20 protein-coding genes and 1 pseudogene are annotated in these 26,956 nt (G+C 44.7%); 18 read left to right on the top strand and 3 right to left on the bottom strand.

Translation table 11 applies throughout. The features are described from left to right. Positions 1-32 precede the first annotated feature (32 nt). Together BAZ21_RS03645 and BAZ21_RS03640 are read left to right on the top strand one after the other, a co-directional pair. Positions 33-1,667, top strand: a complete 1,635-nt coding sequence (locus BAZ21_RS03645) for a glycosyltransferase family 39 protein (RefSeq protein ID WP_068497196.1) — start codon at positions 33-35, stop codon at positions 1,665-1,667. Positions 1,668-1,994: 327 nt separating this feature from the next. After that, positions 1,995-3,170 carry an S-layer homology domain-containing protein gene (locus BAZ21_RS03640; protein ID WP_068497194.1) on the top strand — a complete coding sequence of 392 codons (1,176 nt, stop codon included), beginning with the start codon at positions 1,995-1,997 and terminating at the stop codon, positions 3,168-3,170. A 74-nt stretch (positions 3,171-3,244) separates the two neighbouring features. On the opposite strand, the gene BAZ21_RS03635 is transcribed toward BAZ21_RS03640, so the two are convergent. Then, on the bottom strand, positions 3,245-4,663 hold the full coding sequence (locus BAZ21_RS03635; protein WP_068497192.1) for a VanW family protein: 1,419 nt from the start codon (positions 4,661-4,663) through the stop codon (positions 3,245-3,247). A gap of 224 nt (positions 4,664-4,887) precedes the next feature. Here BAZ21_RS03635 and ftsE point away from each other — a divergent pair, with 224 nt between their 5' ends. The 13 genes and pseudogenes from ftsE (at position 4,888) to BAZ21_RS03570 (ending at position 21,134) form a co-directional block, all read left to right on the top strand. Beyond that, positions 4,888-5,574: a cell division ATP-binding protein FtsE gene (gene ftsE / locus BAZ21_RS03630; RefSeq protein WP_007432660.1), complete on the top strand. Its 687-nt coding sequence runs from the start codon at positions 4,888-4,890 to the stop codon at positions 5,572-5,574. Beyond that, positions 5,564-6,481: a permease-like cell division protein FtsX gene (gene ftsX / locus BAZ21_RS03625; protein WP_068497190.1), complete on the top strand. Its 918-nt coding sequence runs from the start codon at positions 5,564-5,566 to the stop codon at positions 6,479-6,481. The genes ftsE and ftsX overlap by 11 nt, the downstream gene beginning before the upstream one ends. 100 nt (positions 6,482-6,581) lie before the next feature. Next, entirely contained in the window at positions 6,582-7,865 is a 1,284-nt protein-coding gene (locus tag BAZ21_RS03620) for a murein hydrolase activator EnvC family protein (RefSeq protein WP_068497187.1), read from the top strand. 206 nt (positions 7,866-8,071) lie between these two features. Next, positions 8,072-9,538 (top strand): S41 family peptidase, encoded by a 1,467-nt coding sequence (locus tag BAZ21_RS03615; protein ID WP_068497186.1) that lies wholly within the window; start codon positions 8,072-8,074, stop codon positions 9,536-9,538. A gap of 167 nt (positions 9,539-9,705) precedes the next feature. Continuing rightward, entirely contained in the window at positions 9,706-11,022 is a 1,317-nt protein-coding gene (locus BAZ21_RS03610; RefSeq protein ID WP_068497184.1) for a PDZ domain-containing protein, read from the top strand. Between the two features lie 178 nt (positions 11,023-11,200). Continuing rightward, positions 11,201-11,758: a class I SAM-dependent methyltransferase gene (locus BAZ21_RS03605; RefSeq protein ID WP_068497182.1), complete on the top strand. Its 558-nt coding sequence runs from the start codon at positions 11,201-11,203 to the stop codon at positions 11,756-11,758. A 175-nt stretch (positions 11,759-11,933) separates the two neighbouring features. Continuing rightward, positions 11,934-12,470, top strand: a complete 537-nt coding sequence (locus BAZ21_RS03600) for a sigma-70 family RNA polymerase sigma factor (RefSeq protein WP_068497180.1) — start codon at positions 11,934-11,936, stop codon at positions 12,468-12,470. Then, on the top strand, positions 12,457-13,656 hold the full coding sequence (locus BAZ21_RS03595; RefSeq protein WP_068497178.1) for a DUF4179 domain-containing protein: 1,200 nt from the start codon (positions 12,457-12,459) through the stop codon (positions 13,654-13,656). The genes BAZ21_RS03600 and BAZ21_RS03595 overlap by 14 nt, the downstream gene beginning before the upstream one ends. Before the next feature lie 210 nt (positions 13,657-13,866). Then, entirely contained in the window at positions 13,867-14,250 is a 384-nt protein-coding gene (locus BAZ21_RS03590) for a hypothetical protein (RefSeq protein WP_068497176.1), read from the top strand. Between the two features lie 613 nt (positions 14,251-14,863). Next, positions 14,864-15,079: pseudogene (locus tag BAZ21_RS03585) on the top strand (glycoside hydrolase family 48 protein); the annotation flags it as partial. A 241-nt stretch (positions 15,080-15,320) separates the two neighbouring features. Further along, entirely contained in the window at positions 15,321-19,397 is a 4,077-nt protein-coding gene (locus BAZ21_RS03580; RefSeq protein WP_068497172.1) for a glycosyl hydrolase, read from the top strand. Between the two features lie 157 nt (positions 19,398-19,554). Then, on the top strand, positions 19,555-20,289 hold the full coding sequence (gene sigI, locus BAZ21_RS03575) for an RNA polymerase sigma-I factor (protein ID WP_068497170.1): 735 nt from the start codon (positions 19,555-19,557) through the stop codon (positions 20,287-20,289). Between the two features lie 476 nt (positions 20,290-20,765). Further along, a complete protein-coding gene (locus BAZ21_RS03570; protein ID WP_068497168.1) occupies positions 20,766-21,134 on the top strand; it encodes a hypothetical protein in 369 nt (122 codons plus the stop codon). Between the two features lie 56 nt (positions 21,135-21,190). Here BAZ21_RS03570 and BAZ21_RS03565 read toward each other — a convergent pair whose 3' ends face one another. Both BAZ21_RS03565 and BAZ21_RS03560 read right to left on the bottom strand, forming a co-directional pair. Continuing rightward, complete coding sequence (locus tag BAZ21_RS03565) at positions 21,191-22,336, bottom strand: DUF4179 domain-containing protein (RefSeq protein WP_068497166.1); 1,146 nt, start codon at positions 22,334-22,336, stop codon at positions 21,191-21,193. Continuing rightward, the gene (locus tag BAZ21_RS03560) at positions 22,308-22,883 is read right to left on the bottom strand and encodes an RNA polymerase sigma factor (protein WP_068497163.1); all 576 of its coding nucleotides are present in this window, start codon (positions 22,881-22,883) and stop codon (positions 22,308-22,310) included. Before BAZ21_RS03560 ends, BAZ21_RS03565 begins: the two co-directional genes overlap by 29 nt. A gap of 297 nt (positions 22,884-23,180) precedes the next feature. Between BAZ21_RS03560 and BAZ21_RS03555 the strand changes: the two genes are divergently transcribed. From BAZ21_RS03555 to BAZ21_RS03545, 3 genes are all read left to right on the top strand, one after another. Beyond that, positions 23,181-24,479, top strand: a complete 1,299-nt coding sequence (locus BAZ21_RS03555; protein ID WP_068497161.1) for a helix-turn-helix domain-containing protein — start codon at positions 23,181-23,183, stop codon at positions 24,477-24,479. 397 nt (positions 24,480-24,876) lie between these two features. After that, positions 24,877-24,999, top strand: a complete 123-nt coding sequence (locus BAZ21_RS29490; protein WP_256019624.1) for a hypothetical protein — start codon at positions 24,877-24,879, stop codon at positions 24,997-24,999. Positions 25,000-25,764: 765 nt separating this feature from the next. Further along, positions 25,765-26,955 (top strand): HEAT repeat domain-containing protein, encoded by a 1,191-nt coding sequence (locus BAZ21_RS03545; RefSeq protein ID WP_068497157.1) that lies wholly within the window; start codon positions 25,765-25,767, stop codon positions 26,953-26,955. Position 26,956 lies beyond the last annotated feature (1 nt).

Here is a 26,956-nt window from a genome sequence, read left to right as displayed (position 1 = left end):
TACCGCAACAAGTTTGAGGGGGAACGAGAGGAATGTCCTTTCGCAAATGGTCTGCAAGCAGATGGATGGCTATAGGTCTGTTTGTATTTATACTTGCGTTAGAGCTGTCCGCAGGCATTTATTTCAGCTATGTTTTGGGATATATGCATACGGACGCGCTCAGTCGCGTAGCTAACGCATTTTATGTGCTGTATAGCCGTGACCCGCATCTGGGCGCAATCGGGTTTATCTGGAATCCGCTGCCCAGTCTTCTGGAAATGGTGATTCTAGTGCTGTATCCGGTTTTTCCGGCATTAGCATCCCATGGATTGGCCGCGGTCATCCTTAGTGCTACCTTCGCAGCTTTGACTGCTATGCTGCTGTATCGGGCAGGTGTCAGAACAGGGCTTAGCTCGGGAATGAGCTTGCTGCTAGCTTTGCTGTATGCGCTAAATCCATTTGTTCTACTGTTTGGTGCCAACGGGCTGAGTGATTCGCTATACATATATTTTATTATGATGACGGTGATTGAATTTGCGCTGTGGCTCAAGGATCGTATGACAGCGAGTCTGATTGTATCCGGATTAGCGTTAGCTATGGCGTTTTGGACTCGCTATGAGGCGGTGCCTCTGGGCGTAGCAATGGCCTGTGGCGTGGTCGTAGCAGTGCTGTTTTTACATCGGCATATGGATAGACGTGAGCTGCCTTTGCGGGAAAAGCTGCACAAGGTCGAGGCGACCTGGCTTCTGCTCCTGCTCCCCGTGGTCTTTTCCGGGCTGCTGTGGATTTTCTTTAATTATCTCATTATGGGAAATGCTTTTTATTTCCTCAATTCGGAGTATTCGAACACGGCGCAATCAGCAGAGCTGCTGAATGATGATAAATTCGTGGAGATGTTCTCCAATCCGCTGGTAGCCTTGAAGTTTATTGCTTCCAAAACGATTTGGTATTCCGTACCGCTGTTTGCTATTTTGCTTATTCGTTTATTAAGCGGGCGCTTGTTCCGGTGGGGAACCCTGATTATTTTGCTGCTGTTTCTGTCCGTGCCGGGCTTGCAATTTTTACTTATGATGAAGCAATCCTCGTATGGGTGGTTCCGTTATTTTATGTATGTGTTCCCCATTACCGTGGCATGGCTGCCGTATGAGCTGAGCCAGCTTCAGGGACGATGGCGGAGAGCGGCCTTTGGTCTGGTATCTGTCAGTCTGCTGCTTACCGCAGGATTACTCTCTTATGCGCTGACTCGTCCGGATATTGCACCGGATGAGAACAGCTTCCTCACCCGGACGGGGAATGTGAACTATGTAAGACAGGTATCAGATCGAAAGATCGCCGTCTGGCTGGACGAGCATCTGCCGAAGTCTACGATTATGACCGATTCGGCCTCAGCCTACACGATGATCGTATATAGTCAGTATCCCAAACGTTTCCTGATCACAAGTGATTACTCGTTCAATAAAGCATTAAGCTATCCGCAGGATAGCCATGTGGATTATATCCTTGTACCTAAAATCATGTCAGGCATGCCACTGAGTAAAATCAATATGGTATATCCGAATTTATATGAAAAGGGTGCACCGTGGGTCCAGCTTGAGCGTGAGTTTAACGGCGAGTGGCGCCTGTACAAAGTGTTACCCAAGTCACAAGCTAAAGTATCTGCATCAACGGAGACAACAACAGCTCCTTGATTGTGCAACAAATCCCCGCGGCCTCTTCTTCACTGTAGTATGGTGAGGAAGGCTGTGGGGATTTTTTTAACCTGTTAGTTGCCCCTGAATCGGCAGCCATGCCAATACATCCTGGATTTTGGCGTCCCCAAGGTAGCCCGTGGCCTGTCCACATATACATATCCTAGCAATTAGCTGGGCATTAAGTCCTGAGTCTTATTTATCCTACATTAGGCGGGGGTGTGGTTATATGGGACGATTTTTTCAATTTGGGGGTTATTCGGGTTTGATTTCTGGTAAAGTGTTTAAAAAAGAATGATGAAGCCAACCAAAGGAGGAATTTACAGTATGGGGAAGAAATTCAGAAACACAGTTACAGGTGTATTGAGTACGGGCCTTATTCTAAGCGCATTCAGCGTAGCGGCAGCAGCTCCTCAAACAACAAGCGGCCATTGGGCAGGAGATCAGATACAACGCTGGTCGGCTACAGGGCATTTGGATAGTGCAACGAAACCGGATGCAGCGATCACGCGCGCAGAATTTATTGTTCTTCTGAACCGCAGCCTGGGTACGTTTACAGTGGAAACTCCGGCTGTGACGGACGTAACGTATGCAGACAGTGTGAAAGTAAACGGTAATGGAAGCAGAACGTTCACAGACGTACCAGCATCGCACTGGGCATACAATGAGCTGACAAGTGCCGTGAATGCAGGTTACATAAGTGGCTATGCAGATAACAAGCTCAAACCGAATGGAAAAGTGACACGTCAGGAAGCCGCGGCTATCGTGGGCAAAGCGATTGGACTGACTGCGGGTAACGCAGCAGATGTCACTAGATTCATCGACTCCGACAAGATTGGATCTTGGGCGAAGAAAAGTGTAGCGGCAGCTGCGGAGCAAAAAATCATTAACGGCTATCCTGATGGCAAATTCCAGCCACTGAAGCCGCTGACTCGTGCAGAAGCGATTGCTATTCTGGATGCGGCATCCGGTTACAACCTGAGCTCCGTTGATAATCTGACAACGACTCCTGGCGTAACCGTAACAGATTCCACATACAGCAATGTTACGGATTCCACTTATGGCAGCACGTCTACAACTTATGGCAGCGAAGCTGAGGATAGCAGCACTAGCACAACCACAGAAAGCACAACCACAACTACAGATGCTACGACGAACAGCAGCACGACTGTGGACAACTCTGCAACAACCGATACTAGTGCAGATACAGACGCAACTAAAGACGCAACTACTGACGCGGTTTCAAGCACAGGTACACTGAAAGTCAATGACGTGTATGACGGGGAAGGTACAATTACAGGGACAGCCAAAGCTGGTTCCACAGTAACTGCCTATTCCAACGATCTGCCCATCGGTAGTGCGGTAGCCAAGGATGATGGTACATTTAGTATCAGCGTGATTGCTCAAAAAGCAACGGTTAGACTGGTAATCAAGGCTAAAGATGCAGACGGCAACGAAATTGCGCCTGTAGAAGTTTCTGTTTTGGGTAAACGCAGCGAGTAATCAGTCTATAATTAAAATCCCCCTTTAACTCTGTCTGAACCAATTCAGGCAGCCGTTGGAGGGGGATCTTTCGTTTATTCGCTTATGCCGTCCTCGATAATACGCTTTTGCGGTTCGCGTGTTTGGGGCTCAGACGATGTACTTTCGTCAGGAACAGCAACAATACGCTGCTGCGCACGGTATGTATCGCGGCTGATCCGGGTGCGTTCCACAGTCTTGCCGTCCACCTTTTTGATTCGGTATGTTTCCACTATATAACCTTCCTTGCCCTGCCGAAGTACTTGATAGAAGCCGGGGGAAAATGAGCCATTACGGATTCTCTTTTCCGGTATGGGGAGGACACGAACCGTGCGGGATTCCAGCTCAAAGGACACATTAGACGGGAAGGTGCCAAAAAATTTTACGGTAAGCATGCGGTTTTGAACAGCGGCACGCAGGAGCAAATGTTTGCCCGTATTGTTCTTAAAGCGAAAATTAATAGACCCTGTAGCAAAAGTAGCATCCTGTCCCTTGGGCAGGTAGCTGACCGGCAAGGAGTGGTTGTGGCGCTCAACAATGTCCAAGCCGACTCGCAGCGCCGCATTATAGACGGTGCTGGATACCTGGCAAATCCCGCCGCCAATGCCGGATTCCAGCTGTCCGTTCACGATTACCGGGGCTTCACGAAAGCCTTGAGTGCGCTCAGCCTTGGCTATTATTTGACCATAGTCAAATATATCGCCAGGCCTGAGGATCAAACCGTCAACGGTGCTGGCGGCCGAGTTAACATTATACACACGTCCTTCCGAGCTGCTGCCCAGGCTGGTGGAAAACTGGACGATTTTACGCTCGATACCTTCGCCCCGCAGGCTATCCACCGTAACATCCGGTTCCAACTGACGGAACGGTAGCTCCACTTGCACCGGCTCCCCGGAGGCGGTTAAATCCTTGGGTAGCGCACTATCCAGTGCTACGTCCAGTTTAGACCAATCCAGGCGGCGGACGGATCGCCCCGGAATATAGCGAACCTGATCGTATGCGGTGATCTGACGCACGGCATTCACCGGCATGCCGTAGCGCTGTTCCTCCCAATCGGTTCCCAATTGGGCTTTTAAGGCGGTCTCCTGTCGGGAAGGCGTGACAGACCATTCCTTTTCAAAGGTAAAGCGTGTCTGCACACGAGTCCACAGATGCTCCGAGCCGAGCGCCTTTACGGCATTGCGGAATGCCGCTGCTTTATAAGTAATCCCTGCTTCTCCAAGGGTAAGTTTTATATCCTGCGCACTGCTGTCATTATCCGTTAAGATCAGAGGGCGTTGCTTCAAGGCATCCAGTTTTTCGTCCAGCAATCGAAGAGCGGCTGTTTTATCCATAGCTCCCATGCTGATTCCTCCGACCCTTACTCCCTTCGGCAGCGTTTGTCTGTCGGCGTACAGGTGAAGCCCTCCCCATAGCATCGCCAGCGCCAAAATTCCACACCATATCCAAATGACAGATAAATGAATTTTTTTCATAATGCAGCTGTCTCCTGTCTCGTAAGCTTGGTAACGCATTCGTGTGCCATCATATTCATGTATATGTGCCAAAAGCGGAAAACTTTCGGTACTATTTAGGTAACAAATTTGTTACAATGATAGACGGTATGATGAAATACAGAAGTTTATAAAGGAAATGCATGGAATATGTCGAATGGTTATTAGGTTATACGTAACATGATTAAGCAGCGGGAAGTGATCGAGTGATTGAAATGCAGGATGTGTGGAAGACCTATACTAACGGGACCCACGCACTTCAGGGAGTGTCGGTCAGAATTGACCGTAATGAATTCGTATACGTAGTCGGCCCGTCCGGGGCGGGTAAATCGACTTTCATGAAGCTTATTTATAGAGAAGAAGTACCGACCAAGGGGCAAATTTCAGTTAATGGATTTAATATCGGGAAGCTCAAGCAGCGTAAAATCCCCTATGTTCGTCGTAATATCGGAGTCATTTTTCAGGATTTCCGCCTTTTGCCGCGTTTGACAGCCTATGAGAATGTAGCGTTTGCTATGGAAGTGATAGAGGCTCCCAAAAAGCTGATCCGCAAACGAGTGCCGGAAGTGCTCGAATTGGTTGGCTTGAAAGAAAAAATGAATCGCGAGCCTGCCCAGCTTTCCGGTGGGGAGCAGCAACGCGTAGCGATTGCACGGGCCATCGTGAACAATCCCTCGGTGATCATTGCCGATGAGCCGACGGGTAATCTGGACCCCGAAACATCGTGGGAGATCATGCAGTTGCTGGACGAAATTAATTTCCGGGGGACGACGATTGTGATGGCAACACACAATAAGGACATCGTGAACTCCATGCGTAAACGCGTTATTGCTATCGAAAATGGCAACATCGTAAGAGATCAGGTAAGAGGGGAGTACGGATATGACTTTTAATACCTTCTTGCGTCATATGCGGGAAGGTTTCAAAAACATATTCCGCAATGGCTGGATGTCCGTAGCATCCATCACCTCAATTATTGTGTCACTGCTTATATTGGGCGTGTTTATCATGCTGGTGCTCAACGTCAACTCCTTGGCTGATCAAGCAGATAGTCAGGTGGAGGTTAACGTATTTCTGGAGCTGAATGTGGATCAGAGCATGCGTGAAACGCTGCAAAAGGAAATCGCGGCCATGCCGGAAATCAGCAAAACCAGCTTTGTGACTAAAGCTCAAGGATTGGAAGAGCTGCGCAAAGATCTGGGAGACAGCGGCAAAGACCTGCTGGAGGGTTTTGACAAGGATAGCAATCCGTTGCCGGACAAAATTGTGGTAGAGGTTATTGAACCGACGACGGTTCCATTTGTGGCCGAGAAGATTGAGAAGCTGAATACGTTGCATCCAGAGAAGCCGATTTTAAAGGTTCGTTATGGAAAAGGCACCGTAGAGACGCTCTTTACGATAACCAAGCTGATCCGCAATGTTGGCTTTATATTCGTAGCCGGGTTGGCGATTATGTCCATGTTCCTGATCTCGAATACGATTCGTGTGACGATATTGGCACGACGCAGAGAGATTGGCATTATGAAGCTGGTCGGTGCGACCAACTTTTTTATACGATGGCCGTTTTTTATTGAAGGCGCACTTATTGGTCTCATTGGTTCCCTGATTACCGTAGGTATTTTATTTACAGGCTATCAGCGTCTGCTCACGGCCGTTCAGGGAGATATCGCATTGAATATGCTGAAGCTTATGCCGCTTGAGGGCATTTGGATTCAGTTGAGTGCTTTGCTGGTTATTTTGGGGATGCTGGTCGGCATTATTGGCAGTACCCTGTCCATGCGCAAGTTCTTGAAAGTATAAAGAATCATTTGGTGGACGTCGTAATTGATATTAATTAGAACGGGGAAGCCCGCTGTTATGTTGCGATAAAGATTTTGCGATAAAGGATGGGGATTGCAAGTTGAAGAAAACAGGATCTGTGTTGGCCGCTACCTTGGTAGCCGCATTGCTGATTCAGCCTTCTGACGGATATGCCAAAAGCATGAGTGAAATCAATTCGCAGTTGAACCAATTGGATAAGCAGTCCAAATCTGCCAAGCAACAGCAGGAAAAGGCTGCTCAAGATAAACAGTATGCCCAGCATTATAAAAATAAAACCGTGCAAAATCTGAAAATTGTACTTGATCAGATTAATAGTGTCAGCGACCAGCTGACTCGTGTAGCGGTTGAGATAGATCAAACGGAAGATAATCTGCGTGCAACTAAAAAGGACTTGGCCGAAGCAATTGATCGTATCCAGTCACGGGAAAAAATGCTGGAAACGCGCGTGCGTCTGATGTATACGGATGGAACCGTCTCGTATATGGACGTACTTATGTCTTCGACCAGCTTTAGCGACTTTCTCAGCCGGGTAGATTCCTTGAAAACGATCGTGGAGCAGGATCAAATCCTGTTGGACGAGCATAAAAAGGACAAGGCTCTGGTCGTAAGCAAGAAGAAGCAGCTCGACACGGAATATAAAAATGCGAAGAAGCTGTATGCGATCAAGCAGGACGCCAAAGCAGAGCTGAATTCCAAGGAGCAAGAGAAGCAAAGACTGATCGCCGGCTATGATCATGATATTGCTGAGTCAGATGAAATCAGTGAAGAGCAAAATGATATGCTGGTAGCCCTTGCTAACAAACGTGTGGGTCTGTTGCAGGAGAAAAACAAGCTCAGAGCGGAGCAGGCTGCTAAAGCAGCACGCGCCAGAGCGGCTGCACGTGCTGCTGAAGCCAAGCGATATGCTTCTTCATCCTCAGGCACTGGCTCGAATTCCAGCCATGCGGCAGCAAGTACGTATACAGGCGGATCGGGCACATTGGCTTTGCCTGTATCCCATTACCGACTCTCATCTACTTTTGGCATGCGGGTACATCCGATAACCGGCAAGCTGAAAGGCCACACAGGCATTGATATGGCGGCTCCGCAGGGGACCGATATTCATGCAGCAGAAGACGGTGTTGTCATTGTAGCCGAATGGTGGAGTGGCTATGGAAACACGGTTGTAATTGACCACGGGGACGGGCTATGGACCCTATACGGACATATTCGCAATGGCGGTACGGTGGTTCATACGGGACAGACGGTGAAACGCGGTCAAAAAATTGCGGAAGTTGGTTCGACTGGTAATTCAACAGGACCTCACTGTCATTTTGAGGTGCGCGAGAATAACAAACCTGTAAATCCGATGAACTATCTATAGTTGAAAAAGACAGGCCCTATTTGTAGCCAATACGGTTGTAGATAGGGCTTTGCTTTCATAACTTGATACCCGATGAAGAACATGTGCATTGAGACACGGAGTAGGATACAATTAACATATTCCGTACAAGCTAGACGTATACTGCGTGAATGGATATGCGTTTGAGGAATAGGCTACAAGATAAAGAGAAGGCGGTGGACGATTAGATGTTGAAAAAAAGTACAGCAGTACTCTTGATGGTGATTGGCCTGCTTGGCGGCAGTCTGCTCACTTTTGCTTATACTGGAACGGCCACAGTGGGGAATAGCGCTCTGGGCGAGGGACTGCTGGCAAGTGTGACAGGGAGCAGTTCCGCCTCCAGAAGTGATATCCGCAAAATTGAGACAGCGATGGACCTGATTCAGGGACAATATTATCAGGATGTGGATCGTACCAAGCTGGTGGATGGCGCCATCAATGGTATGATGGAGTCGCTAGGCGACCCGTATTCCTCTTATATGGGCAAAGAAACTGCACAACAGTTTGAGCAGTCTATTGAAGGCTCTTTTACCGGGATCGGAGCCGAGGTAGCGGCGGAAAACGGGAAAGTAGTCGTAGTAACGCCGATTAAAGGCTCTCCGGCCGAGAAGGCGGGACTACGCGCTAAGGATATTATTTTGTCTGTTAACGGTGAAACACTGGATGGATTAGATCTCAACAAGGCCGTTTCCAAAATTCGGGGACCCAAGGGCAGTCAGGCCAAGGTCAAAATTCAGCGCAATGGCTCTCCTGATCCGCTTGAATACACGATTACCCGTGACAACATTGATATGGAAACCGTCACAGCTCATATGGAAAGCGGCGGTGTAGGTGTTATTACCATCACCCAATTCTCGTTAAATACAGCAGATCGCTTCAAAGAAGAGCTGACGAAGCTGGAAAAACGAGGGCTTAAAGGACTCGTCATCGACGTGCGTAATAACCCTGGCGGTGTGCTTTCGGTCGTCATTGATATTGCCCAGCAATTTGTTCCTTCTGGCAAAACGATTGTACAGGTGGAGGACAAGAACCAGAAGCGTGAAGAAGAGAAATCCAAAGGTTCAAGCAAAAACTATCCGGTGACTTTGCTGATGAATAAAGGCAGCGCCAGCGCGTCCGAAATTCTGGCAGGTGCTCTCCAGCAATCGGCTGGTGCAGTGTTGATCGGGGAAAACTCCTTTGGTAAAGGAACGGTACAAACCAGCTATGACAAGCAAATGGGCGACGGCAGCCTACTCAAAATCACGATTGCCAAATGGCTAACGCCAAATGGTACGTGGATTCATAAAAAAGGGATTAAGCCGGATATCGCAGTGGAGCAACCTGAATACTTCACAGCGGCACCACTGAACAAAGAAAAGTCCTTGAAATACAATATGAATAGCAGCGATGTAAAAAATGCGCAAATCATTCTGCAAGGCTTGGGTTACAAACCGGGGCGTGAAGACGGCTACTTTGATAAAGCGACCGAGAGCTCTGTTATTGCTTTTCAAAAACAGGCGAAGCTGACGGCTAGCGGTATCATTGATGCGAAGACAGCAGCGGCGATGGAAGCCAAGTTGATTGAAAAAATTCGTGATCCGAAAAACGATAATCAACTCAAGCAGGGGATTGAAGAGATTCGGAAGGAAATGAAGACTAGCGCAGCGAAATAAATTAGGAAGGCTACAACAAGGGGGCTGGAAACAGCCTCCTTTGTTATTGGGATTTATTTGCAGTCTGTCGGTTTGTCTTCCCTACGTTGGCAATTTCATATAGAATAAATGGATATGAAATGTACGTGATCCGCTATACCAGCGGGCCAGGGGCATAAGGAGTGTGAATGAACTTGGAATGGGCATTACAATGGGGATGGAGCGTTCTGAATGCTTGCTTGTACCTGCTTTTGCAGCCGTTTTACTATATCTCGATACTCATTGTCGCGCTTGGCTACCGTCGGCAAATGCTATTGGAGCGCAAGCTCTTTCATACCAAAGTGCACAGTTGGGCAGGACAAACCTGGCGCGTCGTATGGAGTGGCTTGATCGCTGGAATGGTGCTATCCGCTCTGGGAATGTTCGTCAGCGTACATCTGAACACAGCTTCCATCGTGTGTCTGTGGGTGACCACATTGCTGCTTATGCTGGTGCGTGTCCGTTACCTGTGTCTGGCCTATTCGGTAGGTCTGCTGGGTGTGGCTCAATTTGTATTGAACGTCGCAGATGGCTGGCAGCCTGTGGGGGCGCTCGGAGCATCGTTAGCAGCCATCCGCGGATTGGATATACCTGCATTGCTGGTGCTGGTCGCCGCGCTGCATGTGGCTGAGGCGCTGCTCGTTCGCTGGCAAGGAGGAAAGGCGGCCACTCCGCTATTTGTGGAGGGCAAACGGGGAAGGCTGGTTGGAGGCTACCGTATGGAAGATCTCTGGCCGATTCCGTTGCTGCTGTTGGTTCCCGTTCAGGGAGGCTTTACGCTTCCATGGACACCTTTATTCGGCGGCGATGCCGGAGCCGGATATATGCTGGCTGCCTTGCCAGTCCTGATGGGCTTCAGCAGCATGACGCTGGGCAACCTGCCACGTCAAAAGGCGGTGCTCACGTCGAACCGTCTGCTCCTGTACAGCGTGGCTTTGCTTTTGCTAAGTCTGCTGGCGGCATGGTGGAGCCCGCTGATGCTGCTGGCAGCGTTATTCTCCTTCCTCGCCCATGAAGCGCTGATCTGGTATGGCAACCTGGAGGAAAGCCGTCTCAGTCCGATGTTTGTTCATCCGGAGCAAGGAATGCGCGTTCTTGCTGTGCTGCCGGACAGTCCGGCGATGGCCATGGGCATTGTGCCAGGGGAGGCCATTTACCGTGTGAACGGCGTCATTGTAAATAGCCGTGCCGAGCTGCACCAGGCCTTGCGAATCAATTCTGCTTTTTGCAAACTGGAGGTGCGCAACCTTCAAGGTGAGATCAAGTTTGTACAGCGTGGCATGTACGATGGCGATCATCACCAGCTAGGGGTCGTGCTTGCACCGGATGAAGACGCGAGCTGGGCCGTGTCCATACAGTCGGCCTCAATCTACCGGATTCTTGCCATGCATATAGGTGCGCGGCGACGTAAAGCTGGACAGGCATCGAAGGCAGAGGGTGTAAGCCTGGACACCATGGAAAAATAGGTTTACCACAAGAGGGCAGTCTTTATTGGATTAGAGTCGAATAAAGTGCTGCGCTCTTTTTTTATTCAGGTAGTCGCCTGCTTGAAATGACTATTCTGATCAATATACAATGGATATGGAATATGATACGTTGATGAACCGTATGCCTATCAAGTGTGTGAAGCAGGGAGAGGAAAAGATGAATGCAATTCACTTTATTCGAGAGTATATTAGGCATCCGCGCAGCGTAGGCGCTGTTATCCCCAGTTCAAGACAGCTGGCCAAGCAAATTACCACACCGATTTCCTTCGACAAAGCATCGTGTATTATTGAATACGGCGCAGGTACCGGTGTGTTTACGCAAGAGTTGATCTCCAACAAGCGCCCGGAAACGCTACTTCTGGTGATCGAAGCCAATGAATCGTTTTACAAAACACTACAAAGCAAGTTCGGACATTTGGAGCGGGTGCACATTATTCACGGATCGGCTGAGCACGTAGCACAGTATATGCGCCAGTATGAGGTCTCCAAGGTGGACTATGTTGTGTCAGGGCTTCCTTTTACCAGCCTGCCAGCCGTGTTATCCAGCCTTATTTTGGGACAAACAGCAGAGGTTTTAGGTCAGGAGGGTAAATTTATTACGTTCCAGTATAGCAAGGTCAAACACAATTTTTTTCGCACCTTTTTTGCTGATATCCAAATTAAAAAAGTACACTACAACGTCCCACCTGCCTATGTATTCACTTGCAGCCTGTGATCTGTCACCTATGTAGAGGATAAGAATAAATACGAATAGAGAATTTTTGGGAAGACCCGGTTAGCGTCATTAAGATGTTGAACAGGTCTTTTTTGTTGTGTAATTTGGAATTAAATTGTAACGGATCGTCCTGTTAGTTGATCTAATAGATAGGTAACTTGAAAGGAGGTTTCCTTTGAATATCGAAAATGAAGTTAAAAAGGCGCAACACGGAGATAGACGGGCTTTTGTGAACATTATTAGAGAAGTTGAAAACGATCTATACGGAATGGCGTACTCTATCCTGAGAAACGAACAAGATAGTGCTGATGCGCTACAAGAAGCCATACTCAAGGCATATAAATCTTTGGGCACACTGAGGGACGAGAGTCTCTTCAAAACCTGGATGTATCGGATCATCATTAACGAATCCAATAAATTGGCTAAAAAGCGTTCTCGCTCCGTTGCCGTATCTGAATTTTCGCACCAAGTTGGTGTTTCTGGTGAGTATGAAAACATTGAACTGTATGAAGCAGTGGATCAGTTGGAAGATCCGATGCGGCTCGTTATTATTTTAAAATACTTCTATGATCTGAACATTAAGGAGATTTCAAAAACATTGGGCATATCAGAGAGTCTGGTCAAAACGAGGTTGTACCGCGCACGGAAATCTCTGCTTCGCATGTTATCAAATTCAGGAGAAAGGGGAACACCAATCCATGGGAGATATTAAGCTGGATAATGAGTGGGTAACAGCTAAAGCAAAAGCTAGGAATGAGCATGTCATAACACCGTATGTGCGACAACGGCTGGAGGCTGTATATAGCCAGATTGAGACAGGTTTTATCTATCAAGATACGAGTCGCGCGGACTCAACTTCACGCCGTCGTAGATTTATAGGAACTTTGCTCATAACAACTATTGTGTTGAGTAGTGGAATCGTAGCCTCTGCATTCATTTCTCCTAATATGGCGAAATTGTTATGGCAAGTTCCAATAGTGAGCAGTGTTCTACAACTGACAGCGAATCAAGGGCTTTCAACAGCAGGTGGAAATGCGTTTATGCGAGCAGGTGACCTGGGACTTCAGGAGGTTGAGGAAGCAGGTCTTGTGACAAAGACAGCGGTTAGCAGCACTCATAACGGAACCCGGCTCCACATTTCTCAGGTTGCTTATGACGGTGTTCGTCTGGCTCTGACATTGGAAAGTAACCGGGAAGATTTGGGCACAACGCTGAAAGACCGAATTGAAGATATCACATTATGGTGCAATGGCAAACCGTTTGATTTCGATGGACGCTTTCTAAGCTATAATTCCGGAGGCACACCGGGTTCCGTTATCGTTTATTATAGTGATTTGGAGAAAATGTACTCTTCGGGAAAAGAGCTTCCTGATCAATTTAAACTAAAGGCAGGCATACAAATCCAAGGAGTAAAAGAACCTTTTGAGTTTGAATTACCAGTGCAAAAGATTCCTTCTAAAAACTTGGTGCTCACACCTCGAATGGAGAAAGCAAATGAGTTTGCCCGTTTGGTTGTAGAAAAAATAGAGATGACACCAATGTCTACCATGATTGCGACTAAGACCCATTATATAAGCCCAGGACCGACTACGTATGGGAGTGAGGCATACGGGTATGGACTGGCAATGAATACACTAGGCTATGCGGTTTTTGATGACAAAGGGCAGGAACAACCATGGGTTACTGGAGATTCAGGACGTCCTGGGACTAAAACAAGGGCGGCTATTCACCAAATTTTCGTTGCTCCCTTTGAAAAAACACCCAAATTCATTACCATTAAACCCTATTTGAATGTAACTGAGGTGGGGGGCAAACCCGCATATGATGAACAAGGAAATTGGAAAAGAACATACCTGCCTGAACTAGCAATGAAAATTCCAATTGGAGAAAATAATTAAGGTGTGAAGATGAGACGGACACGAAGAACTCTTCGGATGAATCATATCTGGAGAGTTTTTTATGAAATAAGGGGATATGTTTAAAAGCAAAATTCGTTTAAGGAATCATATTTTAAAATGGGACTTAACCTATATATTACATATGCTGGAACCTGTTAGATTTTGTGTAATTCATAATAATTCTGAGCTTTTGTTAAAGGGGATTTATGTATGGTAAAACCGCTGATGTTCATGCGTTGGTGTGAGTATTACGGGTTAAGTGACCGTGAGACAGATTTTATTTCTTTTTTTATGATGAATTTCTCGGCTGCCCGATCAGGCAATCATCCGAAACTTAGAGAACAATTTGTTGAGATTCAGAGAAAAACCTTTCCTGAATACCCGTTTGACATTACCCCGGAGGAATTGGATTACTCCAGATTTGAAGGACTGATGAAGCAGGTGCTGAAAATCCATTTTGACACGGCCGAGCTGCTATATTCCTTTTACCTCCAAAAGCTGTGTGCCCCTTTGGCAGAATATATTTTATCCACAGGAGAATCAGAGCCTTCGCGCATCTATTATGAGCTTATTCAAAAGGACAAGGTGCGATAGGGAGATTGGAGTGAAGATTCCCGTTTCATAAACGGGGTCGTGATCGCCGTCGGTGGCGACTGGACGGCGTATTAATTTTCCATAAGGAATGGTTTAGCAGGCTCCGTGTTTGCTCAACCATTCTTTTTTATTTTCAGAGGTTCAAAGCTACATAAAGCAATTTGACTTTAGCATTCTTCTATACCCATATCGCAATTCATGGATAAATATTCAATTTTTATGGTTGTTTAGGAAATTAATCCTAGTTAATTAAAACTAGGATTAAAAATTTCAATACACCTTTGTGTTAAGGTTATATCATAACCTCACAATTCGACATATATCGTTCTTAATCTCTATATCTAGGGAGGGGGAAAGTAATAAAATGTAAAAATATGAAGTAGGACGGACAGAAAACAATATCTTCCTGCGTATAAATAGATAACCTGTCGAAGTTTGTCCAGTTTCAAAGAAAGGCGGTGACATAGCTAGAACAACTATGTAGAAAGCTATGCAGGTAAACTGTTATACCTGCCATATTTTTAGATTCAGTCAGACGCGGTTTAGATGACTTGTCCAGGGGCGCGAGCCATATGCACCAAGGCTACCAAAACTACCAAAGCGTAGTAGCGGCGAATGCATGTTCTACCATATGGCTTATCTGGAAGCACCTGTGTATATGGACCTTCCGTCCAACAGCTGGTTCGATATGCAGGCTTGGTCGGTAATGGATAGCGAAGAATACTACCTCGATGCAAGCGGCAAACGCATCATGTGCGGTGTGAATGCGGCTGTTGCGACACTTGACGATCCGGCCAATTCTGGATTTCGGACGGAGAAGAGTGTGTAGTCAGCCGGATACTTGGAGCTTCGACTGGCGAAATTCAAGCGCGTATCAACAAAAACGAATGGACGAACTACAATATGGCAGATGACTACTCCTACGATCCTACAAGAAATTAATTTGCGGATTGGAGTAAGGTGACGCTGTACCAGAACGATAAGCTCGTTTGGGGTCAGGAGCCTTAAAGCCTGACGGAGCGGCACCCGTATGGGTGCCGCTCTTTTTAAATTTAAAGGAGGAAAGCGGCATGAAGGCAAGAAATAGTAGTAGTGGTATTTTGTCCAAACGTTCCAAATGGCTGCCTGTCGTCATGGCATGCACGATTATAGTAGGGGGGGCACTACCGTCTCCAGCTGTAGTTCATGGTCAAACGGCAAAGACCGTTACCATTAAAGTCGATACATCCAAGGATCGTAAGCCTATTAGTCCTTATATATACGGTACGAATCAGGATTTGGCAGGCGATGAAAATATGGCTGCCAGACGACTTGGTGGCAATCGAATGACCGGCTACAACTGGGAAAACAATATGTCCAATGCAGGAAGCGATTGGCAGCAATCCAGCGATAACTATTTATGCACTAATGGTGGCCTGACAAAAGCCGAATGCGAAAAGCCAGGAGCGGTGACGACTTCGTTTCATGATCAATCGCTGAAGCTTGGCGCCTATTCTTTAGTCACGCTGCCGATGGCCGGTTATGTGGCCAAGGATGGAAACGGAAGTGTACAGGAAAGCGAAAAGGCCCCTTCCGCTCGTTGGAATCAGGTCGTAAACGCCAAAAATGCGCCGTTCCAACTGCAGCCTGATCTGAATGACAATAAGGTTTATGCGGATGAATTCGTCAACTTTTTGGTGAACAAGTACGGCGCTGCTTCAACAAAGACGGGTGTGAAAGGATACTCGCTCGACAATGAACCAGCTCTCTGGTCGCATACGCATCCGCGCATTCATGGTGAAAAGGTCGGAGCGAAAGAGTTGGTAGACCGGTCGGTAAGTTTATCCAAAGCCGTCAAAGCGGTTGATGCGGGTGCGGAAATTTTTGGCCCGGTTCTTTACGGTTTTGGCGCCTATACAGATCTTCAATCTGCACCTGATTGGAACTCTGTAAAAGGCAATTACAGCTGGTTCGTGGACTATTTCCTGGATCAAATGCGCCTCAGTTCGCAAGCCGAAGGCAAGAGATTGCTGGATGTTTTCGATGTGCACTGGTATCCCGAAGCGATGGGCGGAGGCATACGAATTACGAATGAGGTAGGCAACGACGAAACGAAGAAAGCCAGAATGCAGGCGCCTCGTACTTTGTGGGACCCGACCTACAAGGAAGATAGCTGGATCGCTCAATGGAACAGCGCATTCTTGCCTTTACTGCCTCGATTGAAGCAGTCTATAGACAAGTATTACCCGGGAACCAAGCTGGCTTTGACCGAGTATAGCTACGGCGGTGAAAATGATATTTCCGGCGGTATCGCTATGACTGATGTTCTGGGCATATTTGGCAAAAACGACGTTTATATGGCAGACTACTGGAAGTTAAAGGATGGCGCCAACAACTACGTTAGCGCTGCTTACAAGCTTTACCGCAATTATGACGGAAAAAATTCTACTTTCGGCGATATTAGCGTTAATGCGCAAACCTCGGATATTGTCAATAGCTCAGTGCATGCTTCTGTAACGGATGCATCCTACAAAGAACTGCACCTCGTTGTCATGAATAAAAGCATGGACAGCGCATTCGACGCCCAATTCGATCTTTCCGGTGAGACAACTTACGGTTCCGGTAAAGTATGGGGCTTCGACAAAAATAGCTCGCAAATTAAGGAAGCTGCACCAATCACGCAAATTTCAGGCAACCGCTTTACCTATACAGTACCACCTTTGACGGCTTATCACATCGTGTTGACTGCCGGCAATGGTACACCTGAGCCGCCTGTACCTCCTGTAGATGATCCTGAAAGCTTTACGCTGAAAGCTGAGGCTGGCGATGGTAAAATCGATTTGTCCTGGGACGCTTCCAGCGCAGCTGTGGGTTACAGTGTACAGCGGGCAACGGATGCAAACGGTCCTTTTACTGCTATAGCATCCAACTTGATCGGAACGTCTTATACGGATACCAGCGTAAAGAACGGCACTTCTTACTATTACAAAGTAACCGCTAGATCAAATGCGGGAACGAGCGATTCCAATGTCGTGAATGCGGTTCCGCAGGTGCCTGTAGACGGCCCTGTTCGCTTTGAAGCCGAAGACGGCACGCTGAAGGGAACAACTGTGGAATCCAGCGGGGCCGGCTTCTCCGGTACCGGTTACGTAACTAATTTCCACAATGCAGGGGATTCCCTGACGATGACGATTCAGGCTCCAGCGGCAGGTTTGTACAATCTTACAATCGGCTACCGTTCTCCTTATGACGACAAACGCACGAATTTCTCTTTAAACGGCAAATCGTCTGGCGAGCTGGTGCTTTGGAAATCGGCTGATTTTAAAGAAACATCCGGAGGTAAGCTTCTGTTGAATGCAGGGGCGAATACGATCGGTTTTGAAACAGGCTGGGGCTGGTACGATATCGACTACGTCAAGCTGGAGCCTGCTGCTGATCGTCCAGCGCATGCGGTAACCAAAACGCTCACCAATCCGAATGCGACGGTAGAAGCAAAAGCATTGATGAACTACCTGGTTGATCAATACGGCAAGAATATGCTCTCTGGTCAAGAGAATATAGACGAAATTGATTGGCTTCAAGCAAATGTAGGTAAAAAGCCGGCTATTGCGACGCTTGACCTGATCGACTATTCGCCAAGCAGAGCGGAACACGGTCTTAATTCCACAGAGACGGAAAAGGCGATTGAGTGGGATAAGCAAGGGGGCATTGTTTCCTTTGCATGGCACTGGAACGCGCCGAAAGATCTTATCGATACGCAAGGTAAAGAATGGTGGAGAGGCTTCTATGCCGATTCGACTACATTCGATATAGAATATGCGATGAATAATCCAGAGTCCGAAGATTATAAATTGCTTATTCGCGACATCGATGTGATTGCAGGGCAATTGAAGAAGTTGCAGGATGCGAAAGTTCCTGTCCTGTTCCGTCCTTTGCACGAAGCGGAAGGCAAATGGTTCTGGTGGGGCGCCAAAGGTCCTGAGCCTGTTAAAAAATTGTATATTTTGATGCATGACCGTTTGACTAAAGTGCACAAATTGAACAATCTGATTTGGGTCTGGAATTCTGTTGCTCCGGATTGGTATCCGGGAGACGAGTATGTGGATATTTTGAGCTTTGACTCTTATCCGCAAGCAGGCGACTACAGCCCGCAAATTGCAAAATACGAAGACCTTGTTACATTGGGCAAGGACAAGAAGTTAGTTGCCATGAGCGAAAACGGACCTATCCCAGATCCTGATCTGATGAAGGCGTATCAAGCCCATTGGAGCTGGTTCGCTACATGGTATGGGGATTTCCTGAGAGACGGCAAACAAAACAGTCTTGAGCATCTGAAAAAAGTGTATAATCATCCGAACGTCATTACGCTTGACAAGCTCCCGACCAACTTAAAAACGTATGGCATTACCGAGCAACCGTCAGTACCGGGCAGCTTCACGCTGAGTGCAGCGGGCGAAAAGGCGAAAGTAACGCTGAACTGGACAGCATCGGCGAAGGCGGCAAGCTATGAAGTGAAGCGTTCGACGGCTGCAAACGGCACGCCTGCGACAGTAGCGAGCGATGTATACGGAAGCAGCTACACGGACACAGACGTAACGGCAGACACGACGTACTACTACCAAGTCGTAGCGAAGAACGATGCAGGCCAAACGATTTCGAACACGGCTAGTGCAGCGCCGAAAGCGGATGTTCAGCAGCCGACAACAGGGCTGGTGCTCCAGTATCGCGCAGCGGATACAAATGTGAACGACAATCACTTTAAGCCACATTTCCAAATTTTAAACAAAGGTACAACCTCCGTACCGATCAACGAGTTGAAAATTCGCTACTACTACACGATCGACGGCGACCGCGCCCAGACATTCAACTGCGACTATGCGACGCTGGGCTGCTCGAAGCTGAACGGCAAGCTGGTTAAAATGGATAAAGCTGCAACCGGTGCTGATTATTATTTGGAAGTCAGCTTCAACTCGGATGCAGGCGTGTTAGCACCTGGAGGAAGCACGGGCGAAATTCAAACCCGTATTAATAAAACAGACTGGTCGAACTATAACGAAAGTGACGATTACTCGTATAAAGGCACGCAAACTTCATTTGCCGATCATACGAAAGTTACGTTGTATCAAAATGACGAACTTGTTTGGGGAACCGAACCGACAGCAAATTAAGGCAAGCGTCTGATATACGGCAACATGTGAATCAACGCCAAGAGAGGGGGGACATTACGTTCTTCTCAACCCGAAGCTTCATACCATCATTATGATGGCCGTAAATCACCACAATACAAAAAAATGAAGTGATTACAAATTGGAAAGTGGTTGCCAGATGAACAACTTATCTGAAGAATACTTGCCGCAAATTCGCAACGGCGATGAGCAGGCACGGTCGGCTCTGATTGTTCAATACCGTCCCTTTATATTGAAGGTTGTCAAACACGTCTGCAAGCGCCGAATTGGATGGAGTGATGATGAAGCAAGTATAGGTTTGATCGCTTTCAATGAAGCTGTCGATCGATACCGTACGGAGTATGGAAAAACATTTAATAATTTCGCTTTTCTTATGATCCGCAGACGATTGATTGATGATTTTCGGAAAAAAATAAAAATTTCCCAAAACGAAGCCGATTGGAAAGACGAAGAGGAAATGCTGTACATTGCAGATAAGGTAAGCTCGCTGGATGCTTTTGAGAGGCAGGAACGAGCTGCGGCGCTGTCGGAGGATTTGGTCAGCTACGATGAAAGACTCCAGGAATTCGGTGTTTGTCTTCGGGAACTGGAAGATATCATGCCAAGCCATCGGGATACCCGGCAAATGCTGGTGCGGATTGCCCGCAATTTTTGTGACAACCGGGAGTGGCTGAACGATCTTTTTCAAAAAAAGAAGCTTCCCTTGAAGGCAATGACCAAAGAGATCAACGTCAGTAAAAAGACACTGGAACGCAATCGAAAGTATCTGATATCGCTGATTCTGATTTTCGGCTGCGAGGATTTTACGGGAATCCGCGAGAGCATCTCTTTTACAAGTGTGGAGGAGGAAACGCGGTGCGTAGAGCAGTTGTAGCGAGTTCCCGCCATTTTAAAATGATATAAATACCATCGCTGAAATGAGCAGGGGGATTTAGTATCCCGCCTGCTCATTTTTTTGTACAAGGAAACCCCTACGGATCATATACATACGAATAACTGACCATGAAAGAACTGCTAGACCCGTTTACGAGAGAGTCGGTAAACCGAAAACCCACGCGGTTGGTAGACTTCCAATACGCCTTCTGAGCCGCTTGCTTGTACCATGCCCTTATAGGGCTGATGAAGCCACCGGCTAAGCTGGTGGTTGTGACTATTGATTATTTTGTAAAAAATGAAATGATATGTTTATTTTAATCCTTTTTGTAACACATCAAGAATTAGAATGGAATTAATTAGAAGAAAGGGGATGAAGAAATGAAAAGGTTAATATCTTGAGAATAACAGAAACGTAGTCACAGACATAAAGCAAGGCATTTAGTGGCTTAGAAAGAAGACTATTAAAGAGGAGAAATGACAAATGAAAAAAGCAATCTTAGCACTATCAATTTCTGCGCTAGCATTATCTTTAGGGGAGTAGCCTCCGCTTCACCAGTAAGTTCAACGGCATCAGATGTAAAACCAGCGACAGTTACAGTAACTTTTGAACTTGCAACAGGAGAAAAAGCACCCATTACAAAGCAGGATAGTCCCGTACTTCGATTAGGCATAGGTAGCACATATAAAATGGAAGGTTCTAACTGGATGATTTTGTATGGAAGTGATGTTGTCGAACTTCATGGAAATAAAGCTAAGATGATTGGCTACGGTACAGCTCAGGTTGAAGCTTTTAAATCTAATGGAGCCAAACTTGGAGTTTATACTTTTAAGGTTGAAAGATAGTATTTGTATGCAGTGAAGGAGGTGAAGTACGCTTCACTTCCTTCACTTATTTATTTTCATGGATTAATTGGGTAAGTGATTTCTAAATCAGGGAAATACTCTTTTTTTGGATTGCCATCTTTCCCTAGTTCGAACTTACTCCTATCATCCTTTTTTAAGATAGATTTGTAAACCTTTATAGTAATTTCTTTGGGGAGAGAGATGAAAGGTTCAAAGCGTGAATCACTTATCAGAACGTTTCCATCAGTAGCACTCCAACCATTGTTGCTAATAAAATTTAGTTGCTTTCCTTTATCATCGTAAATTTCATAACTCAAGAACAAAGGAAGTGAAGAAGAAATTTTTGAATTAGCGGGTAGCTTTATGCGAGTAGTGATGCTGGTTGTAATCGGCGTGAGCTCAACTTTTTCTAGAGTATAGTCAATGTTTTTATACTCTCGCTTAAGGGATGGTGTAAAAACCAAGTTATTTTTGGTGTTCTTTTCCACAGGAATTTCTATTTTAAATGGTTGCTTAATGCCGGAGACAGGCATGGAAAGTGTTAAATCAAACTTATCTGGAAATTTTTTTCCTCCTTGGTTACGTAAATCTGAAAATTGTATAATTGTTGAATTTGAATTTTTTCCAGGTATCATATAGGGATCAATGGAGTTGCTTGTGTTAGCAGGTGCATAAGAAGAATTTATTTCCTCTCCATTAATGGAAAGTATTAAATCATCAAGTAATAAGGGTAATTCGGTATTTAAAAATCTTTTGTCAGAGGTTTGTCGTTCTAAGGCAATTGATATACGTGTTCCATCAAACATGACTTCCGGTACACTGAGAGTCAGGCCATCGTGAGTGTCACTAAGATTTGGTTTTGATAACAACCCTTTTTCGTCTGCTGTTTGTAAACCAAGATCACCAGCAAGCTGGAATATAGAATCCATACCTGGAATTTGTCTAATGGATGCAGCCATAGTTGGGGAAATAAAACTAGTACCAACCACAACCATAAATATAATTGCAAGCGTAGCAGAAGTCGCAATAATTGTATTACGCATCCTTTTGAGTGGAATGTTAGAACGCTTATAAAGCCTTGTGTCCATTTTCTCAAAGCGTTCCATAGTTCTATCAATTAAATCCACTTGTAATGGGGTATTCCGAATAAGCTTTTGTAAATGCTCGATTTCTTTATCTTCCGGTTTTAAAGGAATGCTCATATGTTTTTCCTCCCTTTTCATTGTAGTTGATTAGCTTTTTACGGAGTCGCTCATATCTTTTTCGAATAGTGGATGATTTCTGTCCCATAATTGTAGCAATCTCTTCGTAGTTGTAATCCTCAAGTGAACGTAATAATAAAATTTGGCGATCTTTTAATGTTAGCTGGTCCAGTAACTCGTGAATTAAATTTGTATATTCGTGTATTGGTTGTTGCTTTAGGTTCAGTTTGTACTGAATGAAGGATTTGAATGTTCTAGCGTTTCTTTTTAATAAGTCAGTGCAGTGATTTTGAGCGATTTTGTAAAGCCAAGCTGAAAAAGAAACTGTAGGTACGAACTGATGGATGTGCTCAAGCCCTTTGATGAATATTTCTTGAGCGGCATCTTCTGCTTCTTCCTGATTTTTAAGTAAATAGTAGCAATATAAAAAGATCTGTTGTTGATAACGCCGTATGATATGTGTGTATGCTCGTTTGTCGCCCGCTTGAACCTGTTCTATGACAAGATTGATATCTGTGTCTTGATTACTTGCATGTAGTTTTTCCATTAACATCCCTCCTTTCTGCCTATATAACTGAAAATGGTATGCGTTTGTGACATTCAAATAAAAAAAACTTGAAGCTTGCTTTTAATGCGTCTCTTCATAAACTTCATTCAACTTTTCAATTATCACCGAATTCGTTAAAAAAAGACTTCTTTCTAAGGCATCATAAATTAAAATAGGGATATTGACCATATATTTCACTATTCTCAATTTTATATCATTATTAATTTCCAATTTAGATGAATTTACATATAAAGTATCACCAATGGTATGTCCAAAACTTATTGTAGGGGGATTGAAATGGAACATACACCTACGATCCGCTCGAAGATAGAGACAGAATTGAAGCAAAGGGGCTATAGCTTTAGCAGCTTTAGTAAGATCTCCGGTATTAACCGTGGTACATTCAGCACCATGCTGAACAGCAACCCGCCCAAGCCGATCTCCGTTCGGCAGATGGACCTCATTACCAAGGCATTGGGATATCCTGAGGGCTGGTTGTATGAGTTGTACATAGATGAATGCTTTTACGAGGGAAAAGGGCACTGGAAACGGATCAAGCCTTTTTTATTGCGTTGTGTGGAGCTAGAGAGGAAGGACTGTATTCAGAAAGTATTGTCGAGACTAACCGAGGACTTGTCCTATGTGTCGACGATATTTGAACTTGCAGAAGAGCTATTTAAAGGAGGCAAGGAAAAGGAATCTGTCCCCTTTTATGAGTGTGTAATCGAAAATGAAAAATATCGTCATTCGGAGCGGTTGGCTATAAGCCAATACAAAAGGTTTAAAGCATTTACAATGTCTGACTTGGAAAAGAGCCTTGAGTTAGTATTGGAATTTATACCTTATCGTAATTTGCTTCCTGAGCATTATCAGTTGGAGGCGATTCATAAGATCACAAATATATATTTTTACTTACACAAATGGGATGAGGTGGAGAAGTACGGCCACGAATTAAAGGAACTGGCGTATGTAATTTATACGAACCAGCAAATAAGGAAAGAAAAAAGAAGAGCAACTACATGGTTACATGCAGAGCGACACTTGGTATTTTACTATGGCTACGGATTCCTTTCTGTCTCTACAGCATTACAAAAGAAAGGCTATATTAAAGAGGCAAGGGCAGAGCTTGAGGGCTATGCAGATTTAAGCTGGTTTAAAGGGCTTGACTCAGAAGGTGAAGCAGATGTGAAGCAATTCCGTTTGTGGGCTAAAGCCAATTCTTATACTTTGGATTTACTTATAGGCAAGAAAGATATCCTTCCGGCGTATATAACTTTCCTCGAAGATCACCCCGAAGAAATAAGTTCCGGACTTGTAACTATACTTGAAACTGCTAATAGATATGATTTTGATGTAGATTCTATTATTGATAAATATTCTGAGCAAATAAAGAGATTACAGGACTCTAAGGATGTTAAACAATTGACCTATTATTATTCTTACATGTATCAGCTTGCCATTTACCATTACAAACGTGGAAGAGCACTAGAAGGGCAAAAGGATTTTTTCAATTTTCTTTCACTATCCAAAAAAAGGAATTGGTTTAAGCCACCAATTTTGATTGATATTCTTCAAGATCATATGCAGTCAGATTAGGCCAATCTTCGAGATTGGTCTTTTTTATTGATTATTTTGTAAAAAAAGAAATTATATGTTTATTTCTATCTTTTTTGTAACACATCAAGAACTATAATCTCTTTAGAGCTAGTAGGAAGGGGGATAGGTTTTAAGATAAATAACTGTACATGATTTAAAGCAATTGGCTCAGTGGATGAAGGAAGGACTTCAGAAGGAACTTGCTAAAAGCGACTTGCATTTTAACAAAGCAGCTAAAGCACTTGTTTGAAAGGAGTTCGTATTTTTGACACATGAAGCATGAATAATGGGGATTTCCAGATCTAGGCGGAGAAACCCGCCGCGCAAGATCTAGTTTGTGCTACATGGCACCCCGCTAAGAAGGGAAGGGATATAAAAACACCTACTTTTTTAGAGAGTGATCCTTCCAGTAAAAAATAAATACAAAGAGCGGACGACCACTGAAATTCATGCGGTCGTAGACGCTTTAGGCAATTCCATGCGTTTTAAATTGACTACTGGCAAGACTACGATTCGGTAGGGTTACGAGTTGCTGAAATCAATAGATTTAGCTCATAGCCTTTGTTTTGGCGAACCGTTCCTTTGATACCAATCAAATTCTGAACATCTTGGAAGAGCAAAGTGCATTCTCCGTGATCCCAAGTCAGAGAAATCGCCGAGTGCAGCGGAAATGGGATAAGGATATGTACAAAAAACGGCATTTGGTGACCTGTATGAAAGGGAATATGGAGTGGAATCTGTTTTTAATTTTTTCATTTTGTGTATGTTTTTTAAGAAAGGACAATACATGATCGGGGACTCATCAGGAGAGGCTGACCTGTGGTGTACCTCATGCTCAAAGGGCATAAGATAGTGCCGCATTTTTGGCGGATTACAATACAAAATAAGACGTTTTGTCTAAAATTTTTATCTTGTTTTTTTTATTAGACGATCCAAAACCAAACCAATAAGATACCAGAAACCTAGTGTAGTCAAGTATACAACGACTATTGGAATACCTGCTTCTCGTACAAATCGAAATGATTCGTAAATCCAAACCAACGGGCTAATAATAGCCAATAGCATATTATAGTCGTCGTATCCTGAAATATTTACAATAATTACTAGAATTGAGATTAGGACCAACCAAAAGCGAAATGATTTCATTGACCATACCTCCAAACAAATATTTACAGTTAATATAACATATATTCGCCGTAGTCGCAAAAAATAATACAACTAAGTATACACATACTTCTTGGATAGTATGAGTTAATTTTCATTAAAAATGAAAGAAGGTCAAGTGATGAAAATAAATAAGACGGTTGTAACAATCGGGACTACCATTCTCTTAATTTCCTCTGTCGTTCCTGCTGCTCTAGCATTAAATGCTGCCTCAAAAGAATCAACAGGCTTTGTTAAACCAACTATATCGTCACTTAAAGATTTAGATCATGTCGAAGTATTGAAATCACTGAATAACGCTCAAACAGTCAACTTATCAGTGTATGGTGATTCGGATAGCCGGGTAAAACAAACTGAATATTTGAAAACATTAAATGGTAACGAGTTGTTTGAAACACTTGGTGAACTTTCCATTTACGACGAGCCAAATTTTGAAAAGTATGCAGAATCAATTTTACCTTATTTAAATAAGGAGTGGCAGGGAAAGGTGCCACTTGGAGTCTCTGATATAGTATCTGATCAAGAATATAATTCTAAATTAAGAGCATTTATTATAGATATACTGGCTAATGGTAACAAATTGGATAAAAACAGTCTCGAAAAAATTAGAACCGTCATAGAAAATAAGCATGAAGAGGAGAATCTTCGGAGATATGCTTTATTGCAATTGGAGCCACAAAAAGACCCTGTATTAAGTACTGAAGAAAAGTCTATTAATTTGAAAGCAATATTTGATGATTCTAATGAATCCGTTCAAGTAAGATCCGCCGCAATTACAGCTATGCGGAGGTTAAAAGATCCTAATTTTAAAGTGGTCTTATCTTCTTTAAGCAAAAGTGAGAACGCGAATGATCCCCTACTACGCACTTTGGTTACAAGTGCTGCAAAAGCCGGAGAATTAGATAATTATATAGAAGTGGTGAAAAAAATTCTTAATGAAACTAAGGATGAGCAGGTTTTTGGAAGTACAATATACGCGCTTGGTATTTCTGGTGGTGAGGAGGCAGTAAATCTAGTTGTACAGCATTATGGAAAGTTTAAGGGAAATGCAGAGGAAGTTGGTAAGTACTCCTTACTAAGAAATTTGAATACCATTTCATCCATGTTGAAAAGCCAATCTGATGATAAAATCATAACAGCTTTAAAAGCATCAGAGATTATCAATTATGGAGAAGCGTACCCTGGCATAAAGGAAATCCATAAAAATTCTAAAAACTCAGAGGTTATCAAAGCAGCAGAACACGCTTTAGAAACGATTATACCGGAAAATCTTGTTGATGAGTTTAATACCAAGAAATGGGAGGGAAGATAAT

Source organism: Paenibacillus kribbensis (assembly GCF_001705305.1).
In the GTDB taxonomy this organism is placed as follows: Bacteria; Bacillota; Bacilli; order Paenibacillales; family Paenibacillaceae; genus Paenibacillus; species Paenibacillus kribbensis_B.
The sequence above is the reverse complement of the archived record's forward strand: the minus strand, read 5'-3'. Positions and strand labels throughout refer to the sequence as shown.

Excerpts from the sequence above, each read along its gene's own strand:
- BAZ21_RS03645 (WP_068497196.1), top strand. The coding sequence starts at position 33 with ATGTCCTTTCGCAAATGGTCTGCAAGCAGATGGATGGCTATAGGTCTG.
- BAZ21_RS03640 (WP_068497194.1), top strand. The coding sequence starts at position 1,995 with ATGGGGAAGAAATTCAGAAACACAGTTACAGGTGTATTGAGTACGGGC.
- BAZ21_RS03635 (WP_068497192.1), bottom strand. The coding sequence starts at position 4,663 with ATGAAAAAAATTCATTTATCTGTCATTTGGATATGGTGTGGAATTTTG.
- ftsX (WP_068497190.1), top strand. The coding sequence starts at position 5,564 with ATGACTTTTAATACCTTCTTGCGTCATATGCGGGAAGGTTTCAAAAAC.
- BAZ21_RS03615 (WP_068497186.1), top strand. The coding sequence starts at position 8,072 with ATGTTGAAAAAAAGTACAGCAGTACTCTTGATGGTGATTGGCCTGCTT.
- BAZ21_RS03610 (WP_068497184.1), top strand. The coding sequence starts at position 9,706 with ATGAACTTGGAATGGGCATTACAATGGGGATGGAGCGTTCTGAATGCT.
- BAZ21_RS03605 (WP_068497182.1), top strand. The coding sequence starts at position 11,201 with ATGAATGCAATTCACTTTATTCGAGAGTATATTAGGCATCCGCGCAGC.
- BAZ21_RS03595 (WP_068497178.1), top strand. The coding sequence starts at position 12,457 with ATGGGAGATATTAAGCTGGATAATGAGTGGGTAACAGCTAAAGCAAAA.
- BAZ21_RS03590 (WP_068497176.1), top strand. The coding sequence starts at position 13,867 with ATGGTAAAACCGCTGATGTTCATGCGTTGGTGTGAGTATTACGGGTTA.
- BAZ21_RS03580 (WP_068497172.1), top strand. The coding sequence starts at position 15,321 with ATGAAGGCAAGAAATAGTAGTAGTGGTATTTTGTCCAAACGTTCCAAA.
- sigI (WP_068497170.1), top strand. The coding sequence starts at position 19,555 with ATGAACAACTTATCTGAAGAATACTTGCCGCAAATTCGCAACGGCGAT.
- BAZ21_RS03570 (WP_068497168.1), top strand. The coding sequence starts at position 20,766 with ATGACAAATGAAAAAAGCAATCTTAGCACTATCAATTTCTGCGCTAGC.
- BAZ21_RS03565 (WP_068497166.1), bottom strand. The coding sequence starts at position 22,336 with ATGAGCATTCCTTTAAAACCGGAAGATAAAGAAATCGAGCATTTACAA.
- BAZ21_RS03560 (WP_068497163.1), bottom strand. The coding sequence starts at position 22,883 with ATGGAAAAACTACATGCAAGTAATCAAGACACAGATATCAATCTTGTC.
- BAZ21_RS03555 (WP_068497161.1), top strand. The coding sequence starts at position 23,181 with ATGGAACATACACCTACGATCCGCTCGAAGATAGAGACAGAATTGAAG.
- BAZ21_RS03545 (WP_068497157.1), top strand. The coding sequence starts at position 25,765 with ATGAAAATAAATAAGACGGTTGTAACAATCGGGACTACCATTCTCTTA.